Origin of the sequence: Paenibacillus wuxiensis, assembly GCF_040195695.1 — a bacterium.
GTDB lineage: Bacteria > Bacillota > Bacilli > Paenibacillales > Paenibacillaceae > Paenibacillus_B > Paenibacillus_B suaedae.
Window position 1 is genome coordinate 375,139 of record NZ_JBEFZI010000001.1, and the last position, 26,894, is coordinate 402,032.

At 47.1% G+C, this 26,894-nt stretch carries 29 protein-coding genes; 28 read left to right on the top strand and 1 reads right to left on the bottom strand.

What is annotated here, in order from left to right; genetic code table 11:
* Positions 1-206: 206 nt before the first annotated feature.
* Together ABN764_RS01715 and hbs are read left to right on the top strand one after the other, a co-directional pair.
* A complete protein-coding gene (locus ABN764_RS01715; RefSeq protein WP_446670736.1) occupies positions 207-1,841 on the top strand; it encodes a sugar ABC transporter ATP-binding protein in 1,635 nt (544 codons plus the stop codon).
* A 204-nt stretch (positions 1,842-2,045) separates the two neighbouring features.
* Positions 2,046-2,318: a non-specific DNA-binding protein Hbs gene (gene hbs, locus ABN764_RS01720; protein WP_021254695.1), complete on the top strand. Its 273-nt coding sequence runs from the start codon at positions 2,046-2,048 to the stop codon at positions 2,316-2,318.
* Positions 2,319-2,400: 82 nt separating this feature from the next.
* Here the strand turns inward: hbs and ABN764_RS01725 are convergent, their stop codons facing one another.
* Complete coding sequence (locus ABN764_RS01725; protein ID WP_446670737.1) at positions 2,401-2,574, bottom strand: hypothetical protein; 174 nt, start codon at positions 2,572-2,574, stop codon at positions 2,401-2,403.
* Between the two features lie 113 nt (positions 2,575-2,687).
* Here ABN764_RS01725 and mtrB point away from each other — a divergent pair, with 113 nt between their 5' ends.
* The 26 genes from mtrB (at position 2,688) to ABN764_RS01855 (ending at position 26,871) form a co-directional block, all read left to right on the top strand.
* Positions 2,688-2,912 (top strand): trp RNA-binding attenuation protein MtrB, encoded by a 225-nt coding sequence (mtrB, locus tag ABN764_RS01730; RefSeq protein WP_446670738.1) that lies wholly within the window; start codon positions 2,688-2,690, stop codon positions 2,910-2,912.
* Between the two features lie 151 nt (positions 2,913-3,063).
* Positions 3,064-3,618: a hypothetical protein gene (locus ABN764_RS01735; RefSeq protein WP_446670739.1), complete on the top strand. Its 555-nt coding sequence runs from the start codon at positions 3,064-3,066 to the stop codon at positions 3,616-3,618.
* Between the two features lie 129 nt (positions 3,619-3,747).
* A complete protein-coding gene (locus ABN764_RS01740; protein ID WP_446670740.1) occupies positions 3,748-4,581 on the top strand; it encodes a heptaprenyl diphosphate synthase component 1 in 834 nt (277 codons plus the stop codon).
* 70 nt (positions 4,582-4,651) lie between these two features.
* A complete protein-coding gene (locus ABN764_RS01745) occupies positions 4,652-5,389 on the top strand; it encodes a demethylmenaquinone methyltransferase (RefSeq protein ID WP_446670741.1) in 738 nt (245 codons plus the stop codon).
* Positions 5,382-6,251 carry a UbiA-like polyprenyltransferase gene (locus tag ABN764_RS01750; protein ID WP_021254690.1) on the top strand — a complete coding sequence of 290 codons (870 nt, stop codon included), beginning with the start codon at positions 5,382-5,384 and terminating at the stop codon, positions 6,249-6,251. The genes ABN764_RS01745 and ABN764_RS01750 overlap by 8 nt, the downstream gene beginning before the upstream one ends.
* A complete protein-coding gene (locus ABN764_RS01755) occupies positions 6,251-6,895 on the top strand; it encodes a UbiX family flavin prenyltransferase (RefSeq protein ID WP_446670742.1) in 645 nt (214 codons plus the stop codon). Before ABN764_RS01750 ends, ABN764_RS01755 begins: the two co-directional genes overlap by 1 nt.
* A 127-nt stretch (positions 6,896-7,022) precedes the next feature.
* A complete protein-coding gene (hepT, locus tag ABN764_RS01760; RefSeq protein ID WP_021254688.1) occupies positions 7,023-7,997 on the top strand; it encodes a heptaprenyl diphosphate synthase component II in 975 nt (324 codons plus the stop codon).
* A 94-nt stretch (positions 7,998-8,091) separates the two neighbouring features.
* Positions 8,092-8,535 carry a nucleoside-diphosphate kinase gene (gene ndk, locus ABN764_RS01765; protein ID WP_021254687.1) on the top strand — a complete coding sequence of 148 codons (444 nt, stop codon included), beginning with the start codon at positions 8,092-8,094 and terminating at the stop codon, positions 8,533-8,535.
* Between the two features lie 265 nt (positions 8,536-8,800).
* The gene (locus ABN764_RS01770; protein ID WP_446670895.1) at positions 8,801-9,625 is read left to right on the top strand and encodes a CheR family methyltransferase; all 825 of its coding nucleotides are present in this window, start codon (positions 8,801-8,803) and stop codon (positions 9,623-9,625) included.
* Between the two features lie 241 nt (positions 9,626-9,866).
* Positions 9,867-11,036: a chorismate synthase gene (gene aroC / locus ABN764_RS01775; protein WP_142543005.1), complete on the top strand. Its 1,170-nt coding sequence runs from the start codon at positions 9,867-9,869 to the stop codon at positions 11,034-11,036.
* A gap of 14 nt (positions 11,037-11,050) precedes the next feature.
* Positions 11,051-12,172 (top strand): 3-dehydroquinate synthase, encoded by a 1,122-nt coding sequence (gene aroB / locus ABN764_RS01780; RefSeq protein ID WP_315744371.1) that lies wholly within the window; start codon positions 11,051-11,053, stop codon positions 12,170-12,172.
* A gap of 2 nt (positions 12,173-12,174) precedes the next feature.
* Positions 12,175-12,543: a chorismate mutase gene (gene aroH, locus ABN764_RS01785; RefSeq protein ID WP_021254683.1), complete on the top strand. Its 369-nt coding sequence runs from the start codon at positions 12,175-12,177 to the stop codon at positions 12,541-12,543.
* A 500-nt stretch (positions 12,544-13,043) separates the two neighbouring features.
* The gene (gene trpE / locus ABN764_RS01790) at positions 13,044-14,735 is read left to right on the top strand and encodes an anthranilate synthase component I (RefSeq protein ID WP_446670743.1); all 1,692 of its coding nucleotides are present in this window, start codon (positions 13,044-13,046) and stop codon (positions 14,733-14,735) included.
* Between the two features lie 29 nt (positions 14,736-14,764).
* A complete protein-coding gene (gene trpD, locus ABN764_RS01795) occupies positions 14,765-15,787 on the top strand; it encodes an anthranilate phosphoribosyltransferase (RefSeq protein WP_446670896.1) in 1,023 nt (340 codons plus the stop codon).
* On the top strand, positions 15,777-16,586 hold the full coding sequence (gene trpC, locus ABN764_RS01800) for an indole-3-glycerol phosphate synthase TrpC (protein ID WP_446670744.1): 810 nt from the start codon (positions 15,777-15,779) through the stop codon (positions 16,584-16,586). Before trpD ends, trpC begins: the two co-directional genes overlap by 11 nt.
* 25 nt (positions 16,587-16,611) lie before the next feature.
* Positions 16,612-17,373, top strand: a complete 762-nt coding sequence (locus ABN764_RS01805) for a phosphoribosylanthranilate isomerase (protein ID WP_446670745.1) — start codon at positions 16,612-16,614, stop codon at positions 17,371-17,373.
* Positions 17,360-18,592 (top strand): tryptophan synthase subunit beta, encoded by a 1,233-nt coding sequence (trpB, locus tag ABN764_RS01810; RefSeq protein ID WP_174809745.1) that lies wholly within the window; start codon positions 17,360-17,362, stop codon positions 18,590-18,592. The genes ABN764_RS01805 and trpB overlap by 14 nt, the downstream gene beginning before the upstream one ends.
* A complete protein-coding gene (gene trpA / locus ABN764_RS01815) occupies positions 18,589-19,416 on the top strand; it encodes a tryptophan synthase subunit alpha (protein WP_174809746.1) in 828 nt (275 codons plus the stop codon). Before trpB ends, trpA begins: the two co-directional genes overlap by 4 nt.
* Positions 19,417-19,459: 43 nt before the next feature.
* On the top strand, positions 19,460-20,557 hold the full coding sequence (hisC, locus tag ABN764_RS01820) for a histidinol-phosphate transaminase (RefSeq protein ID WP_446670746.1): 1,098 nt from the start codon (positions 19,460-19,462) through the stop codon (positions 20,555-20,557).
* Positions 20,554-21,648 carry a prephenate dehydrogenase gene (locus ABN764_RS01825; RefSeq protein ID WP_028533095.1) on the top strand — a complete coding sequence of 365 codons (1,095 nt, stop codon included), beginning with the start codon at positions 20,554-20,556 and terminating at the stop codon, positions 21,646-21,648. Before hisC ends, ABN764_RS01825 begins: the two co-directional genes overlap by 4 nt.
* A 382-nt stretch (positions 21,649-22,030) precedes the next feature.
* On the top strand, positions 22,031-22,804 hold the full coding sequence (locus ABN764_RS01830) for a prolipoprotein diacylglyceryl transferase (protein ID WP_446670747.1): 774 nt from the start codon (positions 22,031-22,033) through the stop codon (positions 22,802-22,804).
* A 284-nt stretch (positions 22,805-23,088) separates the two neighbouring features.
* Positions 23,089-23,670 carry an RNA polymerase sigma factor gene (locus tag ABN764_RS01835; protein ID WP_021254673.1) on the top strand — a complete coding sequence of 194 codons (582 nt, stop codon included), beginning with the start codon at positions 23,089-23,091 and terminating at the stop codon, positions 23,668-23,670.
* A 1-nt stretch (position 23,671) separates the two neighbouring features.
* Positions 23,672-24,268, top strand: a complete 597-nt coding sequence (locus ABN764_RS01840) for an anti-sigma factor family protein (RefSeq protein ID WP_021254672.1) — start codon at positions 23,672-23,674, stop codon at positions 24,266-24,268.
* A 23-nt stretch (positions 24,269-24,291) separates the two neighbouring features.
* Positions 24,292-24,900 (top strand): histidine phosphatase family protein, encoded by a 609-nt coding sequence (locus ABN764_RS01845; protein ID WP_446670748.1) that lies wholly within the window; start codon positions 24,292-24,294, stop codon positions 24,898-24,900.
* A 222-nt stretch (positions 24,901-25,122) separates the two neighbouring features.
* Complete coding sequence (locus ABN764_RS01850) at positions 25,123-26,280, top strand: hypothetical protein (protein WP_268623339.1); 1,158 nt, start codon at positions 25,123-25,125, stop codon at positions 26,278-26,280.
* Positions 26,281-26,364: 84 nt separating this feature from the next.
* On the top strand, positions 26,365-26,871 hold the full coding sequence (locus ABN764_RS01855) for a gamma carbonic anhydrase family protein (RefSeq protein WP_021254669.1): 507 nt from the start codon (positions 26,365-26,367) through the stop codon (positions 26,869-26,871).
* Positions 26,872-26,894 lie beyond the last annotated feature (23 nt).

A 26,894-nucleotide genomic window follows, 5' to 3' on the forward strand; every position in this document is an offset into this window, starting at 1 on the left:
AGCCTAAGTCGCTATTCCAGATTGGATTAGCCACTTAGGCTTTTTGTATGTTCCTGTAAAAATTCATCGATCTTTTATTGCTAAATCAATTTACAGACTCGAAGGAAGCGGGTATATTTAAGAATAATGCCGTTAACGGTAAAAAGTGGGATTTATTCGTCATGCAAAAATCGAATGGATCAGTAAAGTTAAGAGGCGGGATAGAGATGAGCAGCGTATGGAAAACGCAAGGAGTATCAAACTTACGTTCCGCGCATGTCTCCGATACGGAAGCGGCAGGCAATTGTCAATTTGAAGCGGATTCAAATTTGTACATGCTTGGAATTACAAAATCGTATAATGGGCTATCTGTTCTGAAGCAAGTCAACTTTACTGCATCTAGCGGAGAAATTCACGCTCTTGTTGGCTCTAATGGAGCGGGGAAGAGTACGTTGATGAATATATTGTCAGGCGCATGCCGATCCGATGTCGGAGTCATCCAGTTAGGAAGCGAGCAATTATCAATTCATTCACCTGCTGATGCGAAGAAACAGGGAATTCATTGTGTATATCAAGAGGTAGATGTCGCACTTGTTCCCAAGCTTACAGTAGCAGAGAATATTATGATGGATGACTTTAGCATGGGGAGAAGTTCTTGCTGGATTCGCCCTGCACATCTGAAGAAGAGGGCTGAGAGCATCATGGATGCTATCGGCCTGTCGATCTCGCCTTCGCTGCGTATGGAGGAGTGCACATTAGCAGAGAAGCAGATGGTGCTTATATCGCGAATATTATTGAATGAAGCGAAGATTGTCATATTTGACGAACCAACTGCATCCCTTAGCTTTGAGGAGTCAGAGCGGTTATTTACAATTATGCATACACTTCGAGATCAAGGAGTTATCGTTCTATTTATTACTCATCGCCTGGCTGAAGTGTTTCATCATTGTGATCGTATCTCTATCTTGCGTGACGGTGAATTGGTTCACAGTTCGCTAATCTCTGATATTTGCCCCAAGGAAGCAATTCAATATATGCTGGATAAAACCATAGAAGAAGAACCCGGTGTACATTCCTCTGTTCGTGAAGAGGTTCTGCTTACTGTGAAGGGAATCTCTTGCGGACAGAAGCTCAAAAATGTAAACTTCGAATTGAGACGCGGGGAAATTCTTGTATTTGTGGGACTGATAGGAGCAGGGAAGACGAAGCTGGCACGGATTCTTGGTGGGGCCGAGCTGTGCGATGGCGGAGAGATAACGTTGAATGGAGAAGTGCTTCAGCCGCGTTCTATTCGTGATGCGATTCGTGCGGGCATCGTGCTTGTTCCCGAGGAGCGACGCAAATATAGCTTATTTATGGATGAGTCGTTACAGAGCAATTTATGTATCTCTACATTGCCAAAGTACTGCACAGCGGGTTTCGTATCAACCGCGCGAGAGCGGCTGTCAGCAGAGCGCGTGATCGAGCAGCTTAATATCAAGACCGCTTCTGTGAAGCAGAAAGTGAGACATTTAAGTGGAGGCAACCAGCAGAAGGTTGCCATAGGGAAATGGCTTGGCACTGATGCGCATGTATTTGTCTTAGATGAACCTATGAATGGGATCGATGTCGGTGCGAAAAATGAGATTTTCCGCATCATTGGACAATTGTCAGAGGAAGGAAGAGGAATCATTTACTTCACTAGCGACATGTATGAAGCGTCAATGGTTGGCGACCGCATTGTTGTTATGTATGACGGGGAAATGGTGCGGCTATTTGAGCGAGGAGAGGCTTCGGAAGAGCAGTTATTGTTCTATGCTTCAGCTGGTGGCAGGCTGCGAGATGTTGAAGATAGAGTGAAGGGAATATCAGATAAACAGTAGGGGAAACACATAAGCTTATCGTTGTTCTTCAGTCCCTACTTGCATTTGTAACAACGGTATATTACTATAAATTTGTTCTGTGAACCGATTTGGCAGCAGATTGGATATCGTATTGAACTGTTTTGCTGATGATAAGGTATAAATTCTAGAGAAACAGTAAAGAAAATGGATAACGATGCATACTTGAATCAGGAGGTGAACAGAATGAATAAATCTGAATTGGTAACTGAAGTGGCAGAGGCTACGGAATTGTCGAAGAAAGATGTGACGAAAGTAGTTGATGCTGTATTCGAAGCGATTTCGACTGCACTTCAGAACGGCGACAAAGTCCAATTGGTAGGCTTCGGTAACTTTGAAGTGCGCGAACGTTCCGCACGCAAAGGCCGTAACCCACAAACGGGCGAGGAGATTGAAATTCCTGCAAGCAAAATCCCTGCGTTCAAACCAGGCAAAGCACTTAAAGATGGCATCAAATAAGTGAACTTACATACTTTTGTCTAATAGGGGAACGCAAGTGAGGTAGAAGCCGCGACATGAATGTCGCGGCTTCTGCTCCTTTTCAGAGGGGAAGTGGTGGAGTAGGATGCTCTAGATTACTCTTAGCTGCTCTAGTGCTCTGTGCACTGCCGCTGTAGGCGACCAGTACAATACGCTGACCACTTACTTGACTTAATTGCTCTTCCCACTGCTGAAGCAGCTGTAGCTGGTTAGATTGTAAATGTGCTGGGTGCATCGCATTAGCTCCTTTTAGATGAAACGTGCTACACTAGTAGTATGCCCGAAGAATGATGATTCACATGGTTGACGCTGCAAGGAAGCCAATACATATGCAAGGAGGTCAAGCAGTTGGAAACACAAAATGACTTTATCGTAATAAAGGCCAAAGATCAGGGAGTTCAGGTGATCGGTCTGACACGCGGAACAGATACGAAGTTTCATCATACGGAGAAGCTGGACAAGAATGAAGTGCTTGTCGCCCAGTTCACGGATCATACGTCCGCAATTAAAATTCGCGGCAAAGCAGTTGTTATGACAAAACACGGTGTAATTCATACCGATAAAGACGAATAGGAATGAAATTTTTTGTTTTCATGAGGGAAGCAGGCATAGCCTGCTTTTTTTCATTATAGACATGAGGTATGGACATACTCTGGAACGTCGACACTGTCTGTTATCTGGAGTGTTGACTTGATCTACAATATGTGGAGGTGCAAGGTTCAGAATGAAGAATATGCATCGCTATAGAACTCTGGTCATCGTGCTTTGCGTTACGATTATGCTTCCGCTAGGATTAGGGCTATTGTATTCACTGGTTGAGCGGATGCCGGACGCCAATAAAGATGTAGCTGTATTTACCCCTTCACCACGTATGGTCAAGCTCAGTTCCGAGGAGATCGTGGATTATTTATCAGAGCTTCCACTTCAGTTGAAGTTTAGTCGGGTTACTTGGGAGTCAGATAAACTGGTGATTGATGTAAAAGTGGCTGCAACAATTGTCCATCCAGAAATTATTTATCATGATATCCATGAGCTTCTTCGCTTCGCCTTCATACAAACAAGCAATGTCGAACGTCTGCAGTTTCGTGTCGTTATACAGGATGACATGGCTAAAAAGAGATATGTATTGCTTGGTATGGATGCGCAGCGTTCTCAAGTAGATGTGGAAAGTTTGAAGCTTCTCCAGAAATCGAAAGGAACAATGCCGAAGGAGCTTGAAGAGGCATGGCGGATTATTTATACACCGCACTGGGAGCGTCAGTTTCCGGCAGTCAGATGAGAGTAAGGGTCTTGGTCATAAGAAATAGGAGAACGAAGAAATGTTGTCCTATCACTTTAAACATATGCTATAATGATTTAGATTGCGACATCCGTAAGGATGACTAACCGGTACAGTCGGAGGCAGCAGATGAATGGTTATCATATCTCGCAATTGGCTAAGCGGTATGTTGAACATGACATGATCCAGGCGCACACGGAACTGCCTGCGTTTCCTAACGCAAGAGTGGAGCTGATGTTCGCCTTTTTAAACCGCAGTAAGCCAATAGCGGAACATAGTGAATTATTTGCGCTAGTTACATCGCTCGTGCAGGTTGGATTAGACACGCATGATACGATTGAACTGGCAGCGGTGCAGCATAACGACCGCAACTTGCGTTCAAGGCAGCTGAAAGTATTGGCTGGAGACTATTTCAGCAGTCGCTTCTATAACCTGCTTGCGCAGCAAGGTCAGATTGATACGGTAAGGGCTTTGAGCCAATCCGTATGCGATATTAATCGTCTGAAGATGACGATGGTGGACAAGATGAAGCATTGGACAATGACCGCAGAGGAATATTTACGGGCGAGCGTTACGCTGAAGAAATCGTTGTTCCAGTCCTTCAACGCTCAGATGAATCAAGAAGACATCTCCACATGGGAGGAACTGCTTGATTCGTTGACAGAGCTCGAAGTACTAGAAAGAGAACAAGAGCGAGCGGATCATTTCGAACGATTCGAAGGCAGCTGGTCTTACTGGCATGTATGGCAGCAAGGCACGGATGAGGAAAGAAGAAAATTGAAGCAGAAATTGGTTGACGAGATGCTCTGGAATGCGCTCATGTCCAAGTATGAGGTAAGGGAGCAGCTGGCTTATCAAGTTCGTGTATCACGGGATAAATTGCATACGCTAGCGGTGACATTGCCGTTTGACGAGAGCACCAGACAACGTCTTGACACATTTCTTGCCTTACCTCGTCTGTAAATGATAGTGAGCGTTCAACCTCGAATAGATCGACGATACGTTCGGCGAAGAAAGGAATAGGTGACAGATCGTGGAGACACATTCGCCTAAGACTGGCAAGACCAAGGAACATTATGTTCAAGAAGTATTTCAGAGCATAGCTCCGAAGTACGATATTATGAATGATATACTGAGCTTCAGACGTCACAAGGCTTGGCGCAACTTCACGATGCGCAAGATGGACATGAAGCAGGGGGAGACAGCGCTTGATCTGTGCTGTGGAACTTGTGACTGGACGATTCAGTTGGCGCAAGCGAGCGGCACAGGCAAGATTACAGGGCTGGACTTCAGTTCGAATATGCTGGCGGTAGGTCAGAAGAAGGTGGATCAAACAGGCCTGCACAGCCAAATTGAGCTTGTTGAAGGAAATGCAATGGAGCTTCCATTCCCCGACAACAGCTTTGACTATGTGACGATTGGTTTCGGTTTGCGCAATGTTCCGGATTTTGAGCAAGTCATTCGTGAAATGCGCAGAGTGGTCAAGCCGGGTGGACAAGTTGTGTGTCTTGAACTGAGCAAGCCAACATGGCAGCCGTTCAAGGGCATTTATTATTTCTACTTCCGCAATGTGCTGCCATTGCTTGGCAAGCTGATTGCGAAGCGGTATGAGCAGTATAAGTGGCTACCAGAGTCGCTTGTTACGTTCCCGGGCCGCAAGGAGCTAGAACAGATGTTTAGAGTTAATGGACTTGATCGCGTACAAGCGTATTCGTTCTTCGGTGGCATTGCCGCTCTTCACATCGGGACGAAGGGGAATGGTCATGCTTAAAAAAGTACGTATATTCTTAGAAATGATTAAGTTCGAGCATACGATATTTGCTCTTCCATTTGCGTTTATGGGCGCACTGCTGGGAGGAATGGTTGTTCATCAACGCTTCCCAACGCTCCCTGAATGGGGATGGATCCTCATGGCGATGTTCGGAGCTCGAAGCGCGGCAATGGCGCTCAATCGGTTAATTGACGCTGCCATCGACGCGAAGAACCCAAGAACTGCAAATCGAGCAATACCCGCAGGATTGCTGAAGGCAGGAGAAGTACTGTTATTTACGGCCGTGTCGTTCGGTCTTTTATTTTGGGCAGCGGCTAATCTGGAGCCATTATCTGTATACTTGCTTCCGGTTGCCGTCTTTATGTTAGTATTTTATTCGTTTACCAAGCGCTTCACATGGCTATGCCACGTTGTGCTGGGACTTACGATTGCATTGGCACCGCTCGGAGGATGGGTGGCTGTAACGAATGGAATCGATTGGGCAGCTCTCACCTTTTATTTAACCGTTGCGTTTTGGACTACCGGGTTCGATATTATTTATGCGTGCCAGGATTATGAGTTCGATAAGAAGGAAGGCTTGAAGTCGATCCCGGTACGTTTCGGAATTGCGAAGTCACTCTGGATTGCAAGAGGCTTCCATATTGCTACAGCGTTTGGATTTATACTGCTATTATTTTTAACTCAATTAAGCTGGTGGTATATCATAGGTACGGTTATTGCAAGTGCCCTGCTTATTTATGAGCATATGCTTGTGAAGCCGTACGATTTGAGCAAGCTGAACACAGCCTTCTTCACGATGAACGGTGTGCTCAGCATCGTTGTATTTTGCTTCACGCTTATTGACATGGTGGTGATGAAGTAATGAGTGCTGCATCTCGCAAGCATTACGTAGTTGGTATTACAGGGGCAAGTGGTGCTATATACGGTGTCCGATTGATTCAATGTCTGTTGGAAGCCGATTATGAGGTTCATCTCATCGTATCAGATGCTGGATGGCGCGTACTAAAGGAAGAACTCGGATGGAATGTTACGAAGCGTCAGCAAGCGATTGAGCTGGCATTCGGCGATTTGGCGCATCGGGTTACGTATCATCCGAACCAGGATATTGGGGCAAGCATAGCAAGCGGTTCATTTCGGGTGCACGGCATGGTGATCATGCCGTGCTCCATGGGAACCTTATCATCGATTGCACACGGCGCTTCCGATAATTTGATGGGGCGAGCTGCTGACGTTATGATGAAGGAAGGCCGTCCGCTTCTAATCGTTCCGCGCGAGACGCCGATGCATGCGATTCATTTGGAGAATATGCTGAAGCTTGCGAATATGGGTGTACGTATTGTGCCGGCGATGCCTGCATTTTATTATCATCCTCAGACTCTGGATGACATCATTAATTTCCTTGTCGGCAAGGTGTTGGACTGCATGGATATCGATCACCAGTTGTTTACAAGGTGGGGGAATTCGGAAGTACAGACTGCCGAAGATTCGGATCTGCCGAATGGATAACACAAACGTGTGGCCGATCTTTTATCTTTTCGTGTCTGTATTTTTAAATTGCATTTGAGTTGGGACTTATTGATCTTGAGGTTCACTTGGAACTTGGGTCGGAAAATACAGTTGGTTAGGTGAAGGCATGAAACTGTGGGACATTTATGCGACAATGAAACAAGATGTAGCGTATATTGAACGTGAATTGGAGCGGAACATCCGCTCCGATCACGAGCTCCTTACGGAAGCGTCGCTGCATCTGCTGAAGGCGGGCGGGAAGCGAATACGTCCGGTATTCGTTCTGCTTGCAGGGAAATTCGGTACATACGATATAGAACAGTTGAAGCGCGTTGCTGTTCCCCTGGAATTAATTCATATGGCCTCACTCGTGCATGATGATGTCATTGATGACGCTGAAACTCGGAGAGGGCAACTGACAGTTAAGGCCAAATGGGATAATCGCGTTGCCATGTATGCCGGCGATTATATGTATGGCCAAGCGCTGGTTGTAGCTACAGAATTGAAGCAGCCAGAGATTCATCGCATATTTTCCAAAGCAATGGTTGAAATGTGCATCGGTGAAATGGAGCAAATTCGTGACTTCTTCAATACAAAGCAGACGATCCGTCAATATATGCTTCGGATCCGTCGAAAGACAGCGTTGCTGATTGCGATTAGCTGTCAGTTGGGGGCAATTGCCGCACATGCAGAGCCGAAGATTGGCTATGCGCTGTATCGCTTTGGCTACAATGTGGGCATGGCATTTCAAATTCGAGATGATGTGCTTGACTTAACCGGTACTGAAGAGCAAATAGGCAAGCCGCCAGGGAATGATATTCGTCAAGGGAATTTGACGCTTCCAGTAATATTTGCGCTGCAGGACACGAAGCTTCGCGAGTCTCTTCTTCGTGAAATTGAACGTATCCGTGAGCGAAATGGAGATACGGATGTATCTGCTGCGCTCGATATGATTCGCCAAAGTGATGGTATTAAGCGGGCTGAAGAGATAGCAAATCGGTATATCGAGAAGGCACTTGCGGTATTAGAGCATCTGCCTAACATCCGTGCTCGCCGCAACTTGCGCGATATTGCTTACTTTATTGCAAATCGCAATCATTGATTTGAACTATGGTGAAAAAATCGAGTGCCATTTGAAGAAAAATCTGGTATAATGCGTGTGTTGGACGACTTCACATTTGAGTAGGAGTGATCGTATGGAACGCACATTCATCATGGTCAAACCTGACGGAGTACAAAGAGGCCTCATAGGAGATATAGTAGGTCGCTTTGAGCGGAAGGGCTTTAAACTTGTAGCTGGAAAATTGATGCAAGTCTCGCGTGAACAAGCTGAACATCATTATGCAGAACATGCACAAAAGCCTTTCTTTGGCGAACTGGTCGATTTTATTACCTCAGGTCCAGTATTCGCTATGATATGGGAAGGTGACGATGTTATCAGCTTGTCACGCTTGATGATCGGCAAGACGAAAGTGACTGAAGCTGCACCAGGGACGATACGCGGAGATTATGCAAGTCATACGAACTTCAATGTGGTTCACGGATCGGATTCACCAGAGAGTGCTGAACGTGAAATCGCAAACTTATTCTCAGAAGTGGATTCATTTCGTTACGAGCGGGCATTGGAGCCATGGATTTAATCGGCAGCCATGAGCGCGGCTCACACACGCAGAAACATAATAATTATTTTTTTGATTTCTGATGTAAGAGCTTACATAGGGCAGGACTATGGAAGAACGCGGCGAATAGTAATATTCGACCGTGTTTTTTTATGTTGCGGTGTTGCTGAGCGATCTTGGGCTATGCTTGTTGTCGATCAGGAACTCAGTTGCAGCATATATACGAACTTAGAAGGTGTGAGCACAATTGTCAGAGCGCAAGACGACCTTATGGGATGCAGCCACCATTTTCCCTGCTGCTAATGGATTCGGCCAAGGGACAGCCGTGGATCATGGAGATGATCAAGATTATGCGGAATTTGTCCAATATTTCCGATCAACTACAGGCATCGATTTATCACAGTATAAGGAGACCCAGATGCGTAGACGCTTGTCTACGTTACGAATGAAGAATGGCTACTCGACATTTGCCTCCTATGCCAAGGCGATGAGTGCTAATTCTTCGTTATTTGATGAAATGCTGGATCGTATGACGATCAATGTATCTGAATTTTGGCGTAATCCGCTGCGTTGGGATACCCTACGCACTCGTGTGCTTCCAGAGCTGTCGCAGCGAACGCGCCAGCTGAAGTGCTGGAGTGCCGCTTGCTCGACAGGTGAGGAGCCTTACACACTAGCGATGATTCTCGATGATATGAGCTTGCTTGATCGGACAGAACTCTCTGCTACGGATATTGACGAGAATGCACTTGCAAGAGCACAGCAAGCTTCCTATATTGAGCGCTCTTTGAAAGACGTTCCCCCATCATTCAAGTCAAAGTACTTTATGCAGCAGTCGAACAGTTTTCATATCATTGATCGCTTGAAGAAATCGATTCGATTCCGCAAGCAGAACTTATTAACCGATACTTTTGCTACTCAGCATGATTTGATTATTTGCCGTAATGTGATGATTTACTTTACGGAAGAAGCGAAGCATGAGTTGTATCGAAAGTTTGCCAATGCGCTTAAGCCGGGTGGGGTATTGTTCGTCGGAAGCACAGAGCAAATATTCAATCCACAACAGTATCAGCTTGAAACGATGGAGACGTTCTTTTATCGAAAATTATAGCTGTTCGAACTTAAAGAGTGTATTCGACTATTTCAGTCATACTGGAATTACATACCATCGATTGGCTAAATTGAACATAGACAGACTACACGTCGATAACGAAAGATGCGCCCTAATGCTTGAAACAAAGCGGCAAGGGCGCGTTTTGTTTTCTTGTCAAACGTTGCCTCCTATACTATAATGAGAAAAAAGTTAAGGGTTTTAGCCATTTACAGCATCACAGTTAAAGGGGGAGCAACTTGTGAGTCTACGTTATTTGACTGCAGGAGAAACACACGGACCGCAGCTAACTGCCATTGTTGAAGGGATGCCTAGCAACATGGTTATTGATTTCGAGCAACTCAATTTCCAACTTCATCGTCGCCAGAAGGGGTATGGCCGCGGCAGACGTATGCAAATTGAGAAAGATACAGCAACGATCGTCGGCGGTGTGCGTCATGGACGTACGACAGGTGCTCCAATTGCTATTGTAGTGGAGAACAACGATTGGAAGCATTGGACGAATATTATGAATGTGGAGCCGATTGAAGGGACAGATGAAGAGAAGCGTCGTGTTCATCGCCCGCGTCCAGGTCATGCAGATCTGAACGGAGGCTTGAAATATCAATTGAAAGATCTGCGCAATGTACTGGAACGTTCAAGCGCTAGGGAGACAGCTGCTCGCGTAGCTGTGGGTGCAGTAGCGCGCCAGTTCCTTGCAGCATTCGGCGTCAAGATTGCAGGACAAGTTATTCGCATTGGTGAAATCGAAGCTCCTGCTCATAATTTGTCAGTTGACGAGATTATTGAACGTACGGAGGCTTCTTCTGTTCGTGTGGTCGATACCGATACGGAGAAGAAGATGGAAGCGTACATCGATCAAATCAAAGGCGAAGGCGACTCGATCGGCGGTATTGTCGAGTGTATCGTGGAGGGACTGCCGGTTGGACTTGGGAGCCATGTGCAATATGATCGCAAGCTGGATGGACGCATTGCGCAAGCAGTGATGTCGATCAATGCTTTCAAAGGTGTTGAGATCGGTATTGGCTTCGAGGCAGGTCAACTGCGCGGATCACAAGTTCATGATGAAATTCTATATAGCGAGGAAACGGGATATACACGAGCTAGCAACCGACTTGGCGGTTTCGAAGGCGGTATGACGAACGGAATGCCAATCGTCGTGCGTGGGGTTATGAAACCTATTCCGACCCTTTATAAGCCATTGCGCAGTGTTGATATCGATACGAAGGAGCCGTTCACTGCACAAGTGGAACGCTCAGATGCGTGTGCAGTGCCGGCTGCGAGTGTTGTCATGGAGCATGTAGTCGCTTGGGAAGTTGCGAAGGCGTTCCTGGAGAAGTTCGGCGGCGATTCGATGGAAGAAATTCGCGCCAACTATGAGCACTATTTGGAACAAGTGTCCCGATATTAAAAGGGGGGAACGTCATGAGCAAGAATCTCACTTTAGATGCAGCAGAGCTTACTGTTGAACTAGGAGAACGCTCTTATCCAATTTGGATTGGCAGTGGTCTTCTCGGGCGAATCGGTGAGGCATTTCAAATGCGCAGCATTCCCACTCGCAGTCCAATTGTGATCATCACGGATGATCATGTGGCTCCGCTATATTTAGAGCGCACGGAAGCAGCACTGCGTGAGGCTGGCTATCAGGTTTCTTCCTTTGTAGTAGCAGCTGGTGAATCCTCCAAGTCGCTGCAGGTGTACGAACAGTGCATCACTGCAGCACTTGATGCGGGCTGTGATCGCCATTCTTCCATCGTCGCCCTCGGCGGTGGCGTAGTCGGGGATTTGGCAGGTTATGTGGCGGCAACTTACATGCGAGGAATTCGCTTCATTCAGGTGCCTACGACGATATTGGCTCATGACAGCAGTGTCGGTGGCAAGGTTGCGGTTAACCATCCGTTCGCCAAGAATATTATCGGGGCTTTCCATCAACCAGAAATGGTGCTGTACGATACAGCGACCTTGCTTACGCTTCCTGATCGGGAAGTCCGCGCAGGACTGGCTGAAATGATTAAGCATGGCCTTATCTGGGATGAAGAGTTTACAGCATGGTGCGAAGCACAAGCTGAACGCTTGCTGGCTAAGGATGAGGAAGCACTCACGTATGGACTGCTTAAGGGCTGCGCGATTAAAGCGCAGGTCGTCTCTCAGGATGAACGTGAGCATGATCTAAGAGCGATATTGAATTTGGGACATACGATTGGCCATGCTCTAGAGGCGGTTGCCGGCTACGGAGAATTGCTGCATGGCGAAGCCATCTCAATTGGAATGGTTGGTTCTGCGCGTCTTGCAGAGCGATTGGGTGAAGATAAGCAGATTGCTGTTCGAACAGAAGCGATATTGACGAAATACGGCCTGCCGGTGGCAGTGCCACAGCATATGAATTCGGATGATATTATTCAAGCCATGATGCATGACAAGAAATTTAAGGAAGGGCACACCGTATTTATTGTGCCTACTGCAATCGGTCATGTAGAAATTCGCAAGGATGTACCGGTCAGCCTAGTACGAGATATCATCGAGGAGTTGAAAGGAGAGAAGGCGTGACCATGTATGCAAGAGGAATTCGCGGAGCGACTACGGTAACCCGCAATGATGCAGAAGAGATTCTGCATGCGACTACGAAGCTGCTCCAGGAGATAGTTGCGCAAAATACGGTTCAACCTGAACAGATCGCAAATATTTGGATCACGATGACAGAGGATTTGAATGCTACTTTTCCAGCACGTGCGATACGTGCCATGGAAGGCTGGGATCTAGTGCCACTCATGTGTGCTATTGAAATTCCAGTGAAGGGCAGTCTGCCATTGTGCATCCGCCTAATGGTAACGATCAACACGGACAAGGAGCAGCACGAGATTCGCCATGTCTACTTGAATGAGGCGATAGCTCTGAGACCTGATTTGTCTAGTAAATAGAGATGTGGGAAACCCAATCTGAAGATCGTTATGTCTGAAATTTAGTTTGCTGGATTGACGAAGCCGACATTTCCGGTTATATTGATATCAGCATAGTTGAGCAGAGTTGAGTTTGAGATTGAGATGAGTTGAGCTGAGACGAGATAGAATATGGACATCATGTCTATATAGGCTAGCGCCTATTGTATTTGCTGTACATTGATTTATTGCAGCGGCACAATGGGAGGCCTTATATAAGGCGATCCATATCCTCATGAATTGAATTACTCATCCACAATTTCATCGTATACCAACAAGCCTCTGCCTTGCGCAGAGGCTTTTTTTATTCGTACACGTTATTTTTCAGCAGTGCCTTTCATTCGTGATTCGCCTGATTCCGATAAGGCACTGCAACAAGCGTAAACAAGTGAATAAGAAATGGTTGGTAGACGCTCTCGTTCATCACGCGGTATGTAATCGTCTTAACGGCTGCATAACGAAGTTGAAAGGAGTGGAAAGCGATGTATCCCCAATTGGACGAAGTAATCCATCTCGCCCGGCAGTATAATGTCATACCTGTTGCCGAGACGATGATGGCTGATACCGAAACCCCAATTCGATTATTTCAAAGATTGCGCAATGAACCATATGCTTTTTTGTTGGAGAGTGTGGAGGGTGGCGTCCAATGGGCCCGCTATTCCTTTATCGGAACGGATCCGTTCTTGCTCCTTCAAGGGAAGAGTGGACGATTGCGGAAGATAGAGCATGGCCATATCACCGAGGTGCGAGAGCGCCCAATCGAGATGATGAAGCAATTGATGCATAAATATAGAAGCCCTGCACTAGATGGACTTCCTCCAATGACAGGAGGGGCAATTGGCTGCTTCGGCTACGATTTGGTTCAGCAGTATGAACGCCTGCCGCGTCATAAGTACGACACGCTGCAAATGGACGACATCCGATTTATGTTCTGTGATCAGCTTGTTGCCTTCGATCATATGAAGCAGCAAATGCAGTTTATTGTGAATATTCATGTGGAACCAGGGAGTTCGGCAGATGTGATACGGCATCGCTACGAGAAAGCGAGAAAGAAACTGCGCAGCCTGCAAATGAAGCTGACAGCACCTCTAGTGAGCAACACCCGACCGGTACAGCAAGCAACGGCAGCATCTGCGGCTGTAGAGGTACTGCAGGGGGTTCGATCCTCGGAGACGAAGGAATCATTTGTTGCGAAGGTGAATCGAGCCAAGGAATATATTCGGTCAGGAGATATCTTTCAAGTGGTGCTGTCACAGCGCTTCGAACGGCAGACACAAGCGGATCCGCTTGATGTGTACCGGGTGCTGAGAATGACGAATCCTTCCCCGTATATGTATGTGCTCAAGACAGAGGACGACATGATTGTCGGCACTTCTCCAGAGATGCTTGTGCGCATTAAAGACGAGCGGGTAGAGACGAGGCCGATTGCAGGAACAAGACCACGTGGCGCCACAGCTGAAGTTGATGCAGCGCTGGAAGAAGATCTGATGCAGGATGAGAAGGAGCGAGCCGAGCATGTGATGCTTGTTGATCTCGGGCGGAATGATCTCGGCCGCGTATGCGAGTTCGGCAGCGTGCGCTGTGATACGTACATGAATGTTGAGCGTTATTCCCATGTCATGCATATTGTATCTAACGTTTCTGGCAAGCTTCGCAAGAACAAGGATTTCTTCGATGCCTTCCTCTCCTGCTTGCCAGCAGGTACATTGTCCGGAGCGCCGAAGCTTCGTGCAATGGAGATTATTGCAGAGTTGGAAGAGGAGTCACGTGGGATATATGGTGGCGCTATCGGATATTTAGGATTCAATGGGAATATGGATTCCTGTATTACGATACGTACGATTATTTTCCGAGAAGGCCGTGCTTATGTGCAGGCTGGTGCTGGTGTTGTATGGGATTCGGTTCCGGAGATGGAATACGAAGAAACGATTAACAAGGCGAAAGCATTGCTGCTGGCAATTCGGATGACAGAAGAGATGTTCGGCAGCGAAGGTGGCGCTGAAGGGCAAGAGGGCTGTGCTAATGAGAGCGAGCTAACGAACGCAGCTGAGGGAAGTGCGGTTGGATACGCGGCACCTTATACTTCGATGATGCCGGCGAACTGGGACTATTATATCGGAACGGAAGAACGGGCTGCTTCGATTCCCGTCGCCGAAGGGAGGAAATTAGGATGACGAGCCAGCTTGTAATCGGAAGTGCACTCATGAAGGAGGCGCTTGGTCAAGTGCTATCAGGGCATCACTTAAGCCGCTCAGAAGCGAGGGATGTAATGGCAGATGTTATGGATGGCCATGCGACTTCGGCTCAGATTGGAGCACTGCTTGCAGGTCTACGTTTGAAGGGGGAGACAGTTGATGAGATTGCGGGTTTTGCTGAAGCGATGCGCAGCCGCGCCCATCAAGTGGTCACTTCGCATGAGAGCCTGCTTGATACATGTGGAACAGGCGGATCGGGCATTCATAAGTTGAATGTTTCCACAGTTGCTGCCATCATCGCCTCATCCGCATCCGTGCGGGTTGCGAAGCATGGCAACCGATCGGCTTCCAGTCGCTCGGGGAGTGCGGATGTACTGGAGGCGCTGGGTGTAAATATTCAGCTGACGAGTGAGGAAGCTGCACAGTGTTTGGAACGAATCGGCATCTGCTTTATGTTCGCGCAAGTCTATCATCCTGCAATGAAACATGCGGCTGCACCACGCAAGGAACTAGGGATACGCACCGTATTCAACATGCTTGGCCCGTTGACGAATCCAGCGGGAGCTGATCGGCAAGTCCTTGGGATCTATGATCGCACGAAGACGGGGACGATCGCTTCCGTATTGCGTGAATTGGGGTTGAAGCGTGCGCTCGTTGTTGCGAGCGAAGATGGATTGGATGAGATCAGCCTGTCGGCACCAACTCAAGTTAGTGAACTGAAAAATGGAGAAGTATTCACATATACCATTACACCGGAAACACTTGGTCTACACACGCAGCCGTTGACTAGTGTGCTGGGTGGAGACGCCGCAACGAACGCGCAAATAATAAGAGGTCTGCTTCGCGGAGAGCAAGGCGCTCATCGCGATATTGTTCTTGCAAATGCGGGCGCATGTATTTACGTTGCGGGACGATCGAGCTCCATTGCAGAAGGCGTGCGGATTGCAGCTGAAGCAATCGATAATGGGCTGGCGAATCAGAAGCTGGAGCAATGGATCGCAGCAACAGGAGGGCTAAGTCATGTTTCTTGAACGGATTGTACGAACGAAGGAAGAAGAGATACAAGCGCTTAGTCGAGTGATGAATCGGAACGAAGCAATTCTGGAGGCAGCAGCGCTTTCACCTTGCCGCTCCTTCATTGGGGCACTTACTGTAAATAAGAACCGTTCGGTTGCCTTGATTGCTGAAGTAAAGAAGGCATCGCCATCCAAAGGGCTGATTCGCGAGCATTTCAATCCCGCTGAGATTACAGCTGGATATGAGGCGGCAGGTGCGGATGCATTGTCTGTACTTACAGATCGCGCATATTTTCAAGGCGGCAATGACATTCTGCAGCAGGTGCGAGCGCTGACAGAACTGCCGATTTTGCGGAAGGAATTTATTATCGATGAGCTTCAAGTGCTTGAAGCAAGATTGATAGGTGCGGATGCAATCCTGCTGATCGCAGCGATTTTGAGTGACGACCAATTACAGCATCTGCACGGAACAGCTAGACAACTTGGTATGGACGTTCTCGTGGAAGTCCATGATGAAGTTGAAATGGAGCGTGTAGGCAGAATTGAAGGAATCAAATTAGTCGGCATCAACAATCGGAACTTGCACACATTCGAGACCGATATCGAGCAGACCCATCGTATTCGCCATTTGGCTCCGTCAGGTTGTATCTTAGTCAGCGAGAGCGGTATCCATCTTCCGGAGCATCTTCGTCGCATGGATGAGCTGCATGTCGATGCGGTGCTGGTAGGGGAACATTTCATGAGACAAGATAATGTAAAGGATGCAGTAGAGCACTTGATGAGCGGTCTTCTAAATTCGAACACTGCTTCGTAGACAGACGTAAGGAGTGAAGAAGATTATGGAAGTTGAAGCATCAAGGGAACAAGCGTCATCTACAGCGAGTCCACGTTCATGTGCTGCTCGTGCAACGAAAGTGAAAATATGCGGCCTGATGAATTTCGAGATGACGCGTCGAGTTGTCCAACTAAGACCAGATCATATTGGATTCGTCTTCGCACCGAGTCGAAGACAGGTGCAGCCGTCTCACGTTAAGCAGTGGCTGTTGAAGCTGAGGGAGGAAGGAGAAGCACTTCCAGACCTTGTAGGTGTGTTCGCGAATCCAACTCGTGAAGAGCTGAAGCAAGTGCTGGATGAAGTGCCGCTAACAAGTGTTCAGCTCCATGGGAAGGGCGATACGGCATTGTTGAAATGGATAAAGGATCACTATGATGTTCAAATATGGAGGACGGTTCCTATCATTCGTGATGACGAGCGCCAACCTCGCCAGTCTATAGCAGCAGCTGCGGCGGCATATGAGTTGGATGTCCAATATGCAGATGTTGTCCTGCTAGATACACATTGTCCGATTCAGGGCGGTGGTTCTGGCAAAGTGTTCGACTGGACAGTAATACCATCTTATGCAGACCAATTGGCTTCATTAAGGCTCCCTCTCTATATTGCTGGCGGATTGTCTGCTGATAATGTCGGTCTAGTTGTGAGAGAGTACGATATAGATGGCGTTGATGTATCGAGTGGTGTTGAAACAAATGGAGTAAAAGATATATCCAAGGTTGAGGAGTTTATCGAAAGGGTGAGGGGAAATGAGCATGGAAAAGAGTAGTGCGACAGCAACAGCAGCAGCGACAACGGTTCTACCGGACGAAAAAGGCAGATTTGGACCATTTGGAGGCCGTTTTGTGCCCGAGACATTGATGAGTGCGCTTTTGGAACTGGAAGAGGCTTATCGTACACATGTGAAAGATCCAGAATTTCAAGCAGAATTGATCAAGCTGCTGACTCAGTACTCAGGGCGACCTACTTCACTCTATTATGCAGAGCGGCTTACTGCGAAGCTGGGCGGAGCCAAGATTTATTTGAAGCGTGAGGATTTGAACCACACCGGTGCCCATAAAATCAACAACACCATCGGTCAAGCCTTGTTAGCCAAGCGTATGGGCAAGACGAAGGTGATTGCTGAAACAGGGGCGGGACAGCATGGTGTTGCTACTGCAACAGTCGCAGCGCTGCTGGGCATGGAGTGCAAAGTATTTATGGGTGAAGAGGACATGAAGCGTCAAAGCCTGAATGTGTTCCGTATGAAGCTGCTCGGTGCAGAGGTTGTGCCTGTGATGTCAGGTACAAGAACGTTGAAGGATGCAGGGAATGAAACGCTGCGCTACTGGGTTAGCAATGTGCAGGACACGTTCTACATTCTTGGTTCCGTAGTGGGGCCGCATCCGTATCCGATGATTGTGCGGGATTTCCAGCGAATTATCGGAGATGAGACACGTAAGCAAATCCTTGAACTGGAAGGGCGTTTGCCGAATCTGCTGATCGCTGCTGTTGGCGGAGGGAGCAACTCCATGGGGATGTTCTATCCGTTTTTGCAGGATGAGTCGGTTCAACTTCTTGGGGTTGAGGCAGCAGGCAAAGGAATTGATACCCCTTATCATGCGGCTACGATGACACTTGGGACACCAGGGGTTTTCCAAGGATCGATGAGCTATCTGCTTCAAGATCAGTTTGGTCAAGTTCAGCCGGCACATTCCATCTCCGCTGGATTGGATTATCCGGGAGTAGGGCCAGAACATGCCTATTTGAAATATTCGGAACGAGCATCGTATGTGCCTATTACAGATGATGAAGCCATGGATGCGCTGCAGCTTCTTACCCGTACAGAAGGCATTATACCCGCATTGGAATCGTCACACGCGATTGCGCAGGCGATCAAATCAGCACCTAGCATGAATAAGGATGATCTAATTGTGATTTGCTTGTCAGGCCGTGGGGACAAAGACGTTGCCACCATTATGGAGAGATTGGGGGAGGAACTGCTATGAGTCAGACACTAGCGAGCCGCAATTTACTGGATGATACATTCCGTACTTTACAAGCACAGGGCAAGTCCGCATTGATGCCATTTATAACGCTAGGTGATCCAACCTGTGAAATCACTCTTCGGCTTCTTCTGAAGATGGAGCAAGCCGGTGCAGACATTATTGAACTTGGCATACCGTATTCCGATCCGCTGGCTGACGGTCCGGTTATCGAGCGAGCATCGGCACGCGCGTTGCGCAATCATGTATCGATCGCTGATGGACTGCGCATTGCTGCTCAGGCTAGGAAACAAGGTGCACAAATTCCTTATGTATTGTTTACTTATTATAATCCAGTGCTGCAATTTGGACTGCACAGCTTCTTACACCAGGCTAGGGATGCCGGAATTAGCGGCATAATCATTCCTGATCTGCCCTATGAAGAGAGTCATGAAGTCCGTGAAGCTGCTGACCGAATCGGCATTCATCTCATTCCACTCGTTGCGCCGACTTCGGAATCTCGGGTTAGCTCGATTGTGGCAGAAGGAAGAGGCTTTATCTATTGTGTATCCTCGCTTGGCGTTACGGGTGTAAGAGACACTTTCGACTCACAAGTAGATGCGTTTATTGAACTGGTGCGACGCAGTACAGAGCTTCCTATTGCGATCGGATTCGGCATTTCTACAGCAGAGCATGTGAAGCATTTTGCGAAACGCTGCGACGGTGTGATTGTAGGTAGTGCCATTGTAAGGCGCATTGAAGAAGCTCTGCCGCTTCTGGAGCATCCTGATTCATCTGAAGAAGGGATCTTGCAAATTTGTGATTTTGTGCGACAATTAAAACATTAATTTTTTTGCAATGATCTATGTAGATGAGAAAGGTGGTACCCATATGCAGCCGAAGAACAGTGTTGTACACCTGCCTGTATACCAGCCAGGCAAATCTGTTGATGAAGTGAAGCGGGAGCTTGGCTTGGATCGTATTATCAAGCTGGCTTCCAACGAGAATCCGTTCGGATCCTCTGAGCATGCGAAGCAAGCAATATTGAATGAAGTGAACAATACGAGCATTTATCCCGATGGAGCGGCTAGAGCACTGACAGATGCTGTTGCGGCACACTTGAGCGTTGAGCACAATCAATTGATTTTCGGCGCAGGTTCCGATGAAGTTATATTAATGATATGCCGTGCGTACCTGATTCCAGGTGATGAGATTGTCATCGCAGATCAGACGTTTCCTCAATACAAGCATAATGCAGAGATTGAAGGGGCTGTCACAGTAGAGATTCCTTTGAAAGAAGGAGCGCATGATCTGGAAGCAATGCTTGCTGCCGTAAACGAGCGGACGAAGATCGTATGGATCTGCAATCCGAACAATCCGACAGGCACAATTGTAAGTGCGGAAGAATTGGAGCAGTTTGTTGCACAAGTGCCTGCAAATGTCATGGTTGTATTGGATGAAGCTTACTGTGAGTACGTGACAGATCCTTCCTTCCGTGATGGATTAGACCTGGTTCGTCGTTATCCCAATGTCGTGTCCTTGCGCACGTTCTCGAAAATTTATGGACTTGCGTCCCTACGTATCGGCTACGGGGTTGGACATGCTGACGTGATCCGTACGATTAATCAAGTGCGTGAACCGTTCAATACGACTCGCTTCGCACAAGCAGCAGCATTGGCTGCCGTTCAAGACCAAGGGTTCATTGAAGATTGCAGACAGAAGAATGCAGCGGGCATTCAATATGTAGAGCAGCAATTTGCGCGTATGAATTTGGAGAGCTTCCCGGCTCACGGCAACTTCATTATGGTTGACGTAGGCTTTTCTGCAATTGAAGTCTTTAACGCGCTCCTGCGTCGTGGCGTTATAGCGCGTGCGGGGCATCATAAATACCCAAATCATTTACGTATTACAATTGGCAGCCAAGAAGAAAATGAGGCAATGATTCAAGCCTTGGAAGAAGCGCTGGTCGAGATTAAGGTGACTTCATGAGAACTAAGATAGCTATATTGGGCGTGGGACTAATCGGAGGATCCCTCGCCCTCTGTTTCAAAAATAGACCTGGCATGCATGTAGTTGGTTACTCTCCGAGCCCGTCTTCAACAGAGAAGTATGTGCAGCGCGGCGTTGTAGACGAAGCGACGACTTCCTTGCACGAAGCGGTAGAGGATGCGGACTACATATTCGTATGCTGTCCGGTTGGAATGCTGGAATCGATGCTGAGTGATTTGCGGAATTTACCGCTTAAGGCAGGCTGTATCGTAACTGATGTGGGGAGTACCAAGGCTTCGGTCGCACGCTGCGCACGTTCTCTTTCATGGGACGATGTGCATTTTATAGGCGGGCATCCAATGGCAGGCTCGGAGCGTTCAGGCGTTGAAGCGGCAACGACATTGTTGTTCGAAAATGCTTACTACGTGCTCACTCCTGACGATTCGGCCGATGAGGAAGCTTACAGCAGACTTGTATCTCTGCTCCGCTATACGAAAGCGCACATTATTCGGATGAATCCAGAGGAACATGATGAAGTGGTTGGCGCAATCAGCCATTTGCCGCATGTAGTGGCTGTAGCATTGGTTAATCAAGTACGATCCTATAATGAGAGCAATGAGCTGTACGAACTGCTCGCTGCCGGTGGCTTCCGGGATATTACCCGCATTGCATCAAGCGATCCGGTCATCTGGAGAGATATTTTGATTAACAATAGGGATGTTGTTCTCCATTTACTTCAGGACTGGAAAGCGTCTACGGAACGATTTATTGATATGTTACAACGTCAGGATGGTGAAGGGATTATCCAGCAGTTCACTGTGGCTGGCGAGTTCCGCAGTCGCATGCCGGAACGCCGCAAAGGTGTTATTCAATCGCTTTATGAACTGTACGTGAATGTTCCTGACCATCCGGGTATTATTGGCAGCATTGCGACAGAGTTGGGAAATCATCACATTAACTTGAGCAATGTTCAAATTATTGAAAGTCGTGAAGATGTGCCAGGTGTTCTCCGATTATCGTTCCGGCAGCAGGATGACTGGGATCGTGCGAGGGAGCTGTTAAAATCGAAAGGTTATGAAATATTCATCTAACGGAAAAATTTGTGAATTGAAGAAAATTTTTTACGAAAACCTATTGACGTCATGAAAACGTATACATTATAATAGCAGTACAGTATGGTTTCTCTCCACTCCTATCCAATAGAATTGCACAAGTGTGCAGCCACTCCAATCGGAGTGGTATTTTTTTTGTCTTGAAATGGAATTGGCGCTAAGCGTCCTGCGAGCAGTAAGGTATGAACTAAGGATAAACAGCTGAAAAACAGCTTCGTTTAGGTTTTTGACAGGTAGGTGTTCGGCTCTCTATAATTGTGTAAAAGTACCAGTAATGCAGGGGGGAGCAGCATCACTGATATAACATGTAAGTCTGCCTCAACAAATATGCTTGAATGAAGGGGAAAGGATGAGGGTTGCGATGAAGAATGAACTGCTCCATATTGGCCCAATCACCATATATGGATATGGACTAATGATTGCAATTGGAATTTTTACTGCATATCAAGTATTGGTTAGGCGAGCAGAGAAGAAGCGCATAGAGCGCTCCCATATATCTTCGATTACGCTCTGGGGGCTGCTTGGCGGGTTTATGGGAGCTAAGCTCTTATTTTGGATAACCCAAGGCAATAATCTCATTGATCATCCCGAGATGATATGGGATTTGTCATCGGGGTTCGTCGTCTATGGCGGGATTATTGGAGGCGTGCTTGCAGGCTATGTGTATTGTAAGGTGAAGGGTCTGTCCTTCATGGAGCATCTTGATCTGTTTGTTCCTTCCATTGCCTTGGCACAGGGCTTTGGCAGAATCGGATGCTTTTTGGCAGGGTGCTGCTATGGAGAGGAGACAAATGGATGGTTCGGCATTACGTTTCACGAATCCGAAATCGCGCCTAATGGTGTGAAACTGATTCCTACGCAGCTCATGGAAAGTGGATTTAGTTTTGCGCTCTTTTTCCTTTTACTTTATGCAGCGAAGCGCAGTAAGACGGCTGGTGTCATTGCGAGTCTGTATCTGCTGCTCTACAGTCTTGGCCGATTTTTCATCGAATTCTACCGTGGTGATATTATTCGTGGAAGTGTCGGCATGCTCTCGACTTCTCAATTTATTTCATTACTCGTGATTGCAATGGCTTGTATCATTTTTGTTAGTATGACTTATCAATCGATGAAACAGCGGAATACGGCGTTGTAAGGCTGGCGTAAATCACTCCTGAGGGGGTGATTTTTTTTATGAAATCTGAATCTTAAAAAATTTTTAAGCAATTTTCGACTTTATTATGCTAAAATACGACTTGAAATGATAAAGCTCGAGTGGCATGTTTTCATGACACGGATCATACCCATAGTACGTATCATTAGACCTATAGTGGCTTTTATAACATTTTTCTCCGATTCGCAACTTTTTTTAACTTCGAGAGTATAACCATTCAGGTAGCGCATCGGGATGGATATGGAAAGCAAGGAGGACTTGAATCCATGACCGATTCCCAAATCATCCGTGAGATCAAGGACGGCAACACAGACTGTTTCGCGGAATTGATGAATCGTTATCAACGCAAATTGCTATCATTTATTTATCATATGTTGAAAAATTCCCAGTTGGAGCTATTGGCAGAAGATTTGTGTGCAGAGACATTTTACAAGGCATATCGAAGCCTGCATACGTTCAGGGAATCAGATGCCTCTTTCTCGACTTGGCTGTATACGATTGCGCGCAACACCGTGTTAAGCGAACTTCGTAAGCAGAGAAGCATTCAAGTATCACTTGATGAAGAGCAAGGAATCGTTCCGGAAGCGCCGAAGGAAGCGGCGCCTGAATATGCATTGCTGCGGCATGAGAAGGTAGAATTGGTGCGTGAGGCAATCAGCAAGTTGCCTGACAAACAACGCTCCGCTCTCATTCTTCGAGAATACGACCAACTGGACTATCAAGAAATTGCCCAAGTATTAGGGCAAACCGTAAGTTCGGTTAAATCGTTGTTGTTCCGGGCTCGAGCTAGTGTAAAAATCCAGTTAGAACCATACATAAGGGAGCCTGGTCTTGAAGGGATGAACTAACATGAAATGTGCGGAAGCGCTCGAATGGATATCGGATTATGTCGATATGCCTATTGACGATCCGCAACGTGAAGCTATCGATCGACATCTGGAAGGATGCGAAGCGTGTGCGGAGCAGTTCGCAGTATGGTCTGCGAGCATGGATTGGATGGAAGATGAAGTTGAGTTAGAGCTTGATGCGGAACAAGCGAGCAGCTCAGCAGCGAGTCGCGTTATGGATCGCATATATGAGGAACAAGATTGGCTGATGCCTGTACATAGACGTTCTCATGCGTTATCCCTGCGCTCACGTCAAGTGATTGCGGGGATAATCGCTTTTTGTATGGCCATGTTCCTCTGTGCTCTTGTTTTCCTTCTTATTCGCAATGAACAGTCTAATATTCATGCAGTTAGTGGGATACTGCCGACTGCGTTGGCAGGCAGTGATCATTCTGGCCTTGATGCATTTGATATTGAATTGCCGGTTGCAAGCAATGTAAGTGAACCGACAATATTGCGGGTTGTTCCAACGATTCCTCATTATTGGATTGCATTGTCATTGTTTGGGGTGACGTTTGCATTACTGCTGTTGAACTGGTTGACACGAGTGCGTCAATAACGGATGACTAAGAAGGAGTAACAATGAAACAACATATTGGTTTGGTACGCCATGGGTTAACCGATTGGAATGCGCAGGGGAAAATACAAGGACAGACGGATATACCGTTGAATGAAACAGGTCGTGAACAGGCAAGGCTGCTGGCAGAGCGCCTCGTCCAAGAGACTGCACCATTCGATTATGTCATATCCAGCGGATTACAGCGAGCAGAAGAGACTGCATCGATTCTGGCAGATGCACTCCAAATTCCATTACTGTCACCCGCAGAGGGTCTGCGTGAGCGAGCCTATGGTCTCGTAGAAGGCACGACGCCGGAAGAGCGAGAGCAACGCTGGGGTTCAGGGTGGCGGAAGATGGATCTCGGCCAGGAAAAAGATGAAGAACTTCAGTACCGCGCAGTTCAAACGCTAGAGCATATCGCGAATCAGCATATGGGATCTAATCTCTTAGTAGTCACTCATGGGAGCTGGCTGGCTCAATTGTACATTGCTCTATTTGGAAGCGACAGACAAGGACACATTGGGAACTTATCCTACTCAATATTAGAAAAACGTTCGGAAGGCTGGTATCCGCTGCTCTATAATTGCGTGGAGCATATTCGCCATCTGGATCTGACAGCGAAACCGCGATAATGAAAGCTATCATAAAAAGCAGTTCGACTTCACGTGAAGTGAAGCGAACTGCTTTTTTGTGTTTGCATGATCAAATGCCTGAGGGCTATGAGGAGAATCTTCCCGTTATATAATATTCGATGTTTTCTACGACAATGTGAATAAATGTGATAAATATTCCAATAATGAGTAATGGACATCGAGGATTCGGCACATTACGTCTGACGGAAACGGAGGTCATGCATGAATTTAGCGGATATGCTCAGTTACGCGGATATTAATCAACTAACTCGAATTGCTCAGCGTTATGGGTGCGTCTGCAATGAACATTCCAAGCACGAGCTGATTCAGTCCATTCTGTCAGTGTTAGGCAGAAGGGATGTGTTCGAACAGCATGTGAACGAGATGACGCTTGAAGAGCTTAGATTCCTTAACTCCATTTTGTTTGATAAGCGTGCTTCATTTAGCTTGGAGGAATTGATCGCTCGAGTGCAGCAGACAAAGTTCGATTTAGAACATGCTGGTGCTGAACAGCAGGCGGTGACGTCAATGCCGCATCCACGTGAAACGATATCTAAATTTAAGCATAGTGGATGGCTGTTCAATGGATGCTCGCATCAAACCAAGTATTTGTTCCAAGTGCCGAGCGATTTGAAAATGAGATTAATTGATGTACTCAGACAGTCATTCGCGATGCATTTGACAGAAACGGATACCCCTTCCTCTTATCGGGATGAAGATGGAAGAATGGCGGAGGACGTGTTACAGCTTCTGAAATTCATCGTGGACGGAAATGTATTGCTGAATGCGGAAGGTGTTATGTACAAAAAAACGCAGCAGCAGCTTCTCGATTACTTTGGCGTACAAGAAGCCCCTATTGCCCGTGGTGAATGGAGATTTGGATACGGGAGAAGATTCCATGATTATCCGAACCGTATGTCGCTTTTATATGACTACGCCTTTTATCAAGGGTGGCTGGAGGAAGGCGATGGACGGTTAAGCTGTACACCGAAGGGGATTGAGCGTATCGCTAACGGGGGGATAGAGTCGTCTGCTTCGTTGTATCGATTTTGGTTGAAGCTGTACAAGAATGCGATTCCGAATTTGTTATCCATCGTGCATTGGATTCAGTTATGTACCAAGCAGTGGACAACGTTAGATTCCTTGGAGCGGGCTCTACTCCCGTTCGTGCGGCCATTCTTCTTTGATACGTCACAGGCCGTATTCAGACAGCGAATTATTATGATGCTGGTTCATCTAGGCGTCATTCGATTCGGTGAAAATGAGCAGTATGGTTCGGTCATACAGACGACTCGCAGAGGGCAGCTTATTATTGATAGTGTTTATGTCGCGCATGAGGACAAAATTCAGCTAGATGTTGACAAGAGGCATTCTCATTGATACGATGGGGCCAAAAATTTCCTATGCCTAGTGAATTTGCAGCTAGAGCTATGTGGGAATGGTCGATCGGGAGGATGTTATCGAATGTACATACCTTATCAAGGCATATTGCCAGTTGTTGATGCTTCCGTATATGTGGCAGAAGGCGCTAAGCTGATTGGAGACGTGACGATTGGCGCTGAATCCAGTGTGTGGTTCAATGCGGTGCTTCGTGGAGACATGGCACCCATACGGATAGGCAAGCGAGCGAATATTCAGGATGGCGTTATCGGACATGTGAATGCCAATCAGCCGCTAATCGTTGAAGATGATGTATCGGTAGGCCACGGTGCAATTATACATGGCTGCCGGATAGGCAACGGTACATTGATTGGCATGGGGGCTATTGTACTGAACGGCGCTGACATTGGTGAATATGCTTTAATAGGAGCAGGTTCTGTCGTAACAGAAAATAAAAAAGTACCGGCCTATACTCTTTCTCTAGGTTCACCCGCAAAAGTCATACGCGAACTGACAGATGAAGATGTAGAGCGAATGAAACGGACAACTCAGAACTATGTGGTGAAAGGAAAGGAATATAGGATCTCTTAATCGTGTTGGTTGGAGGTGTATCC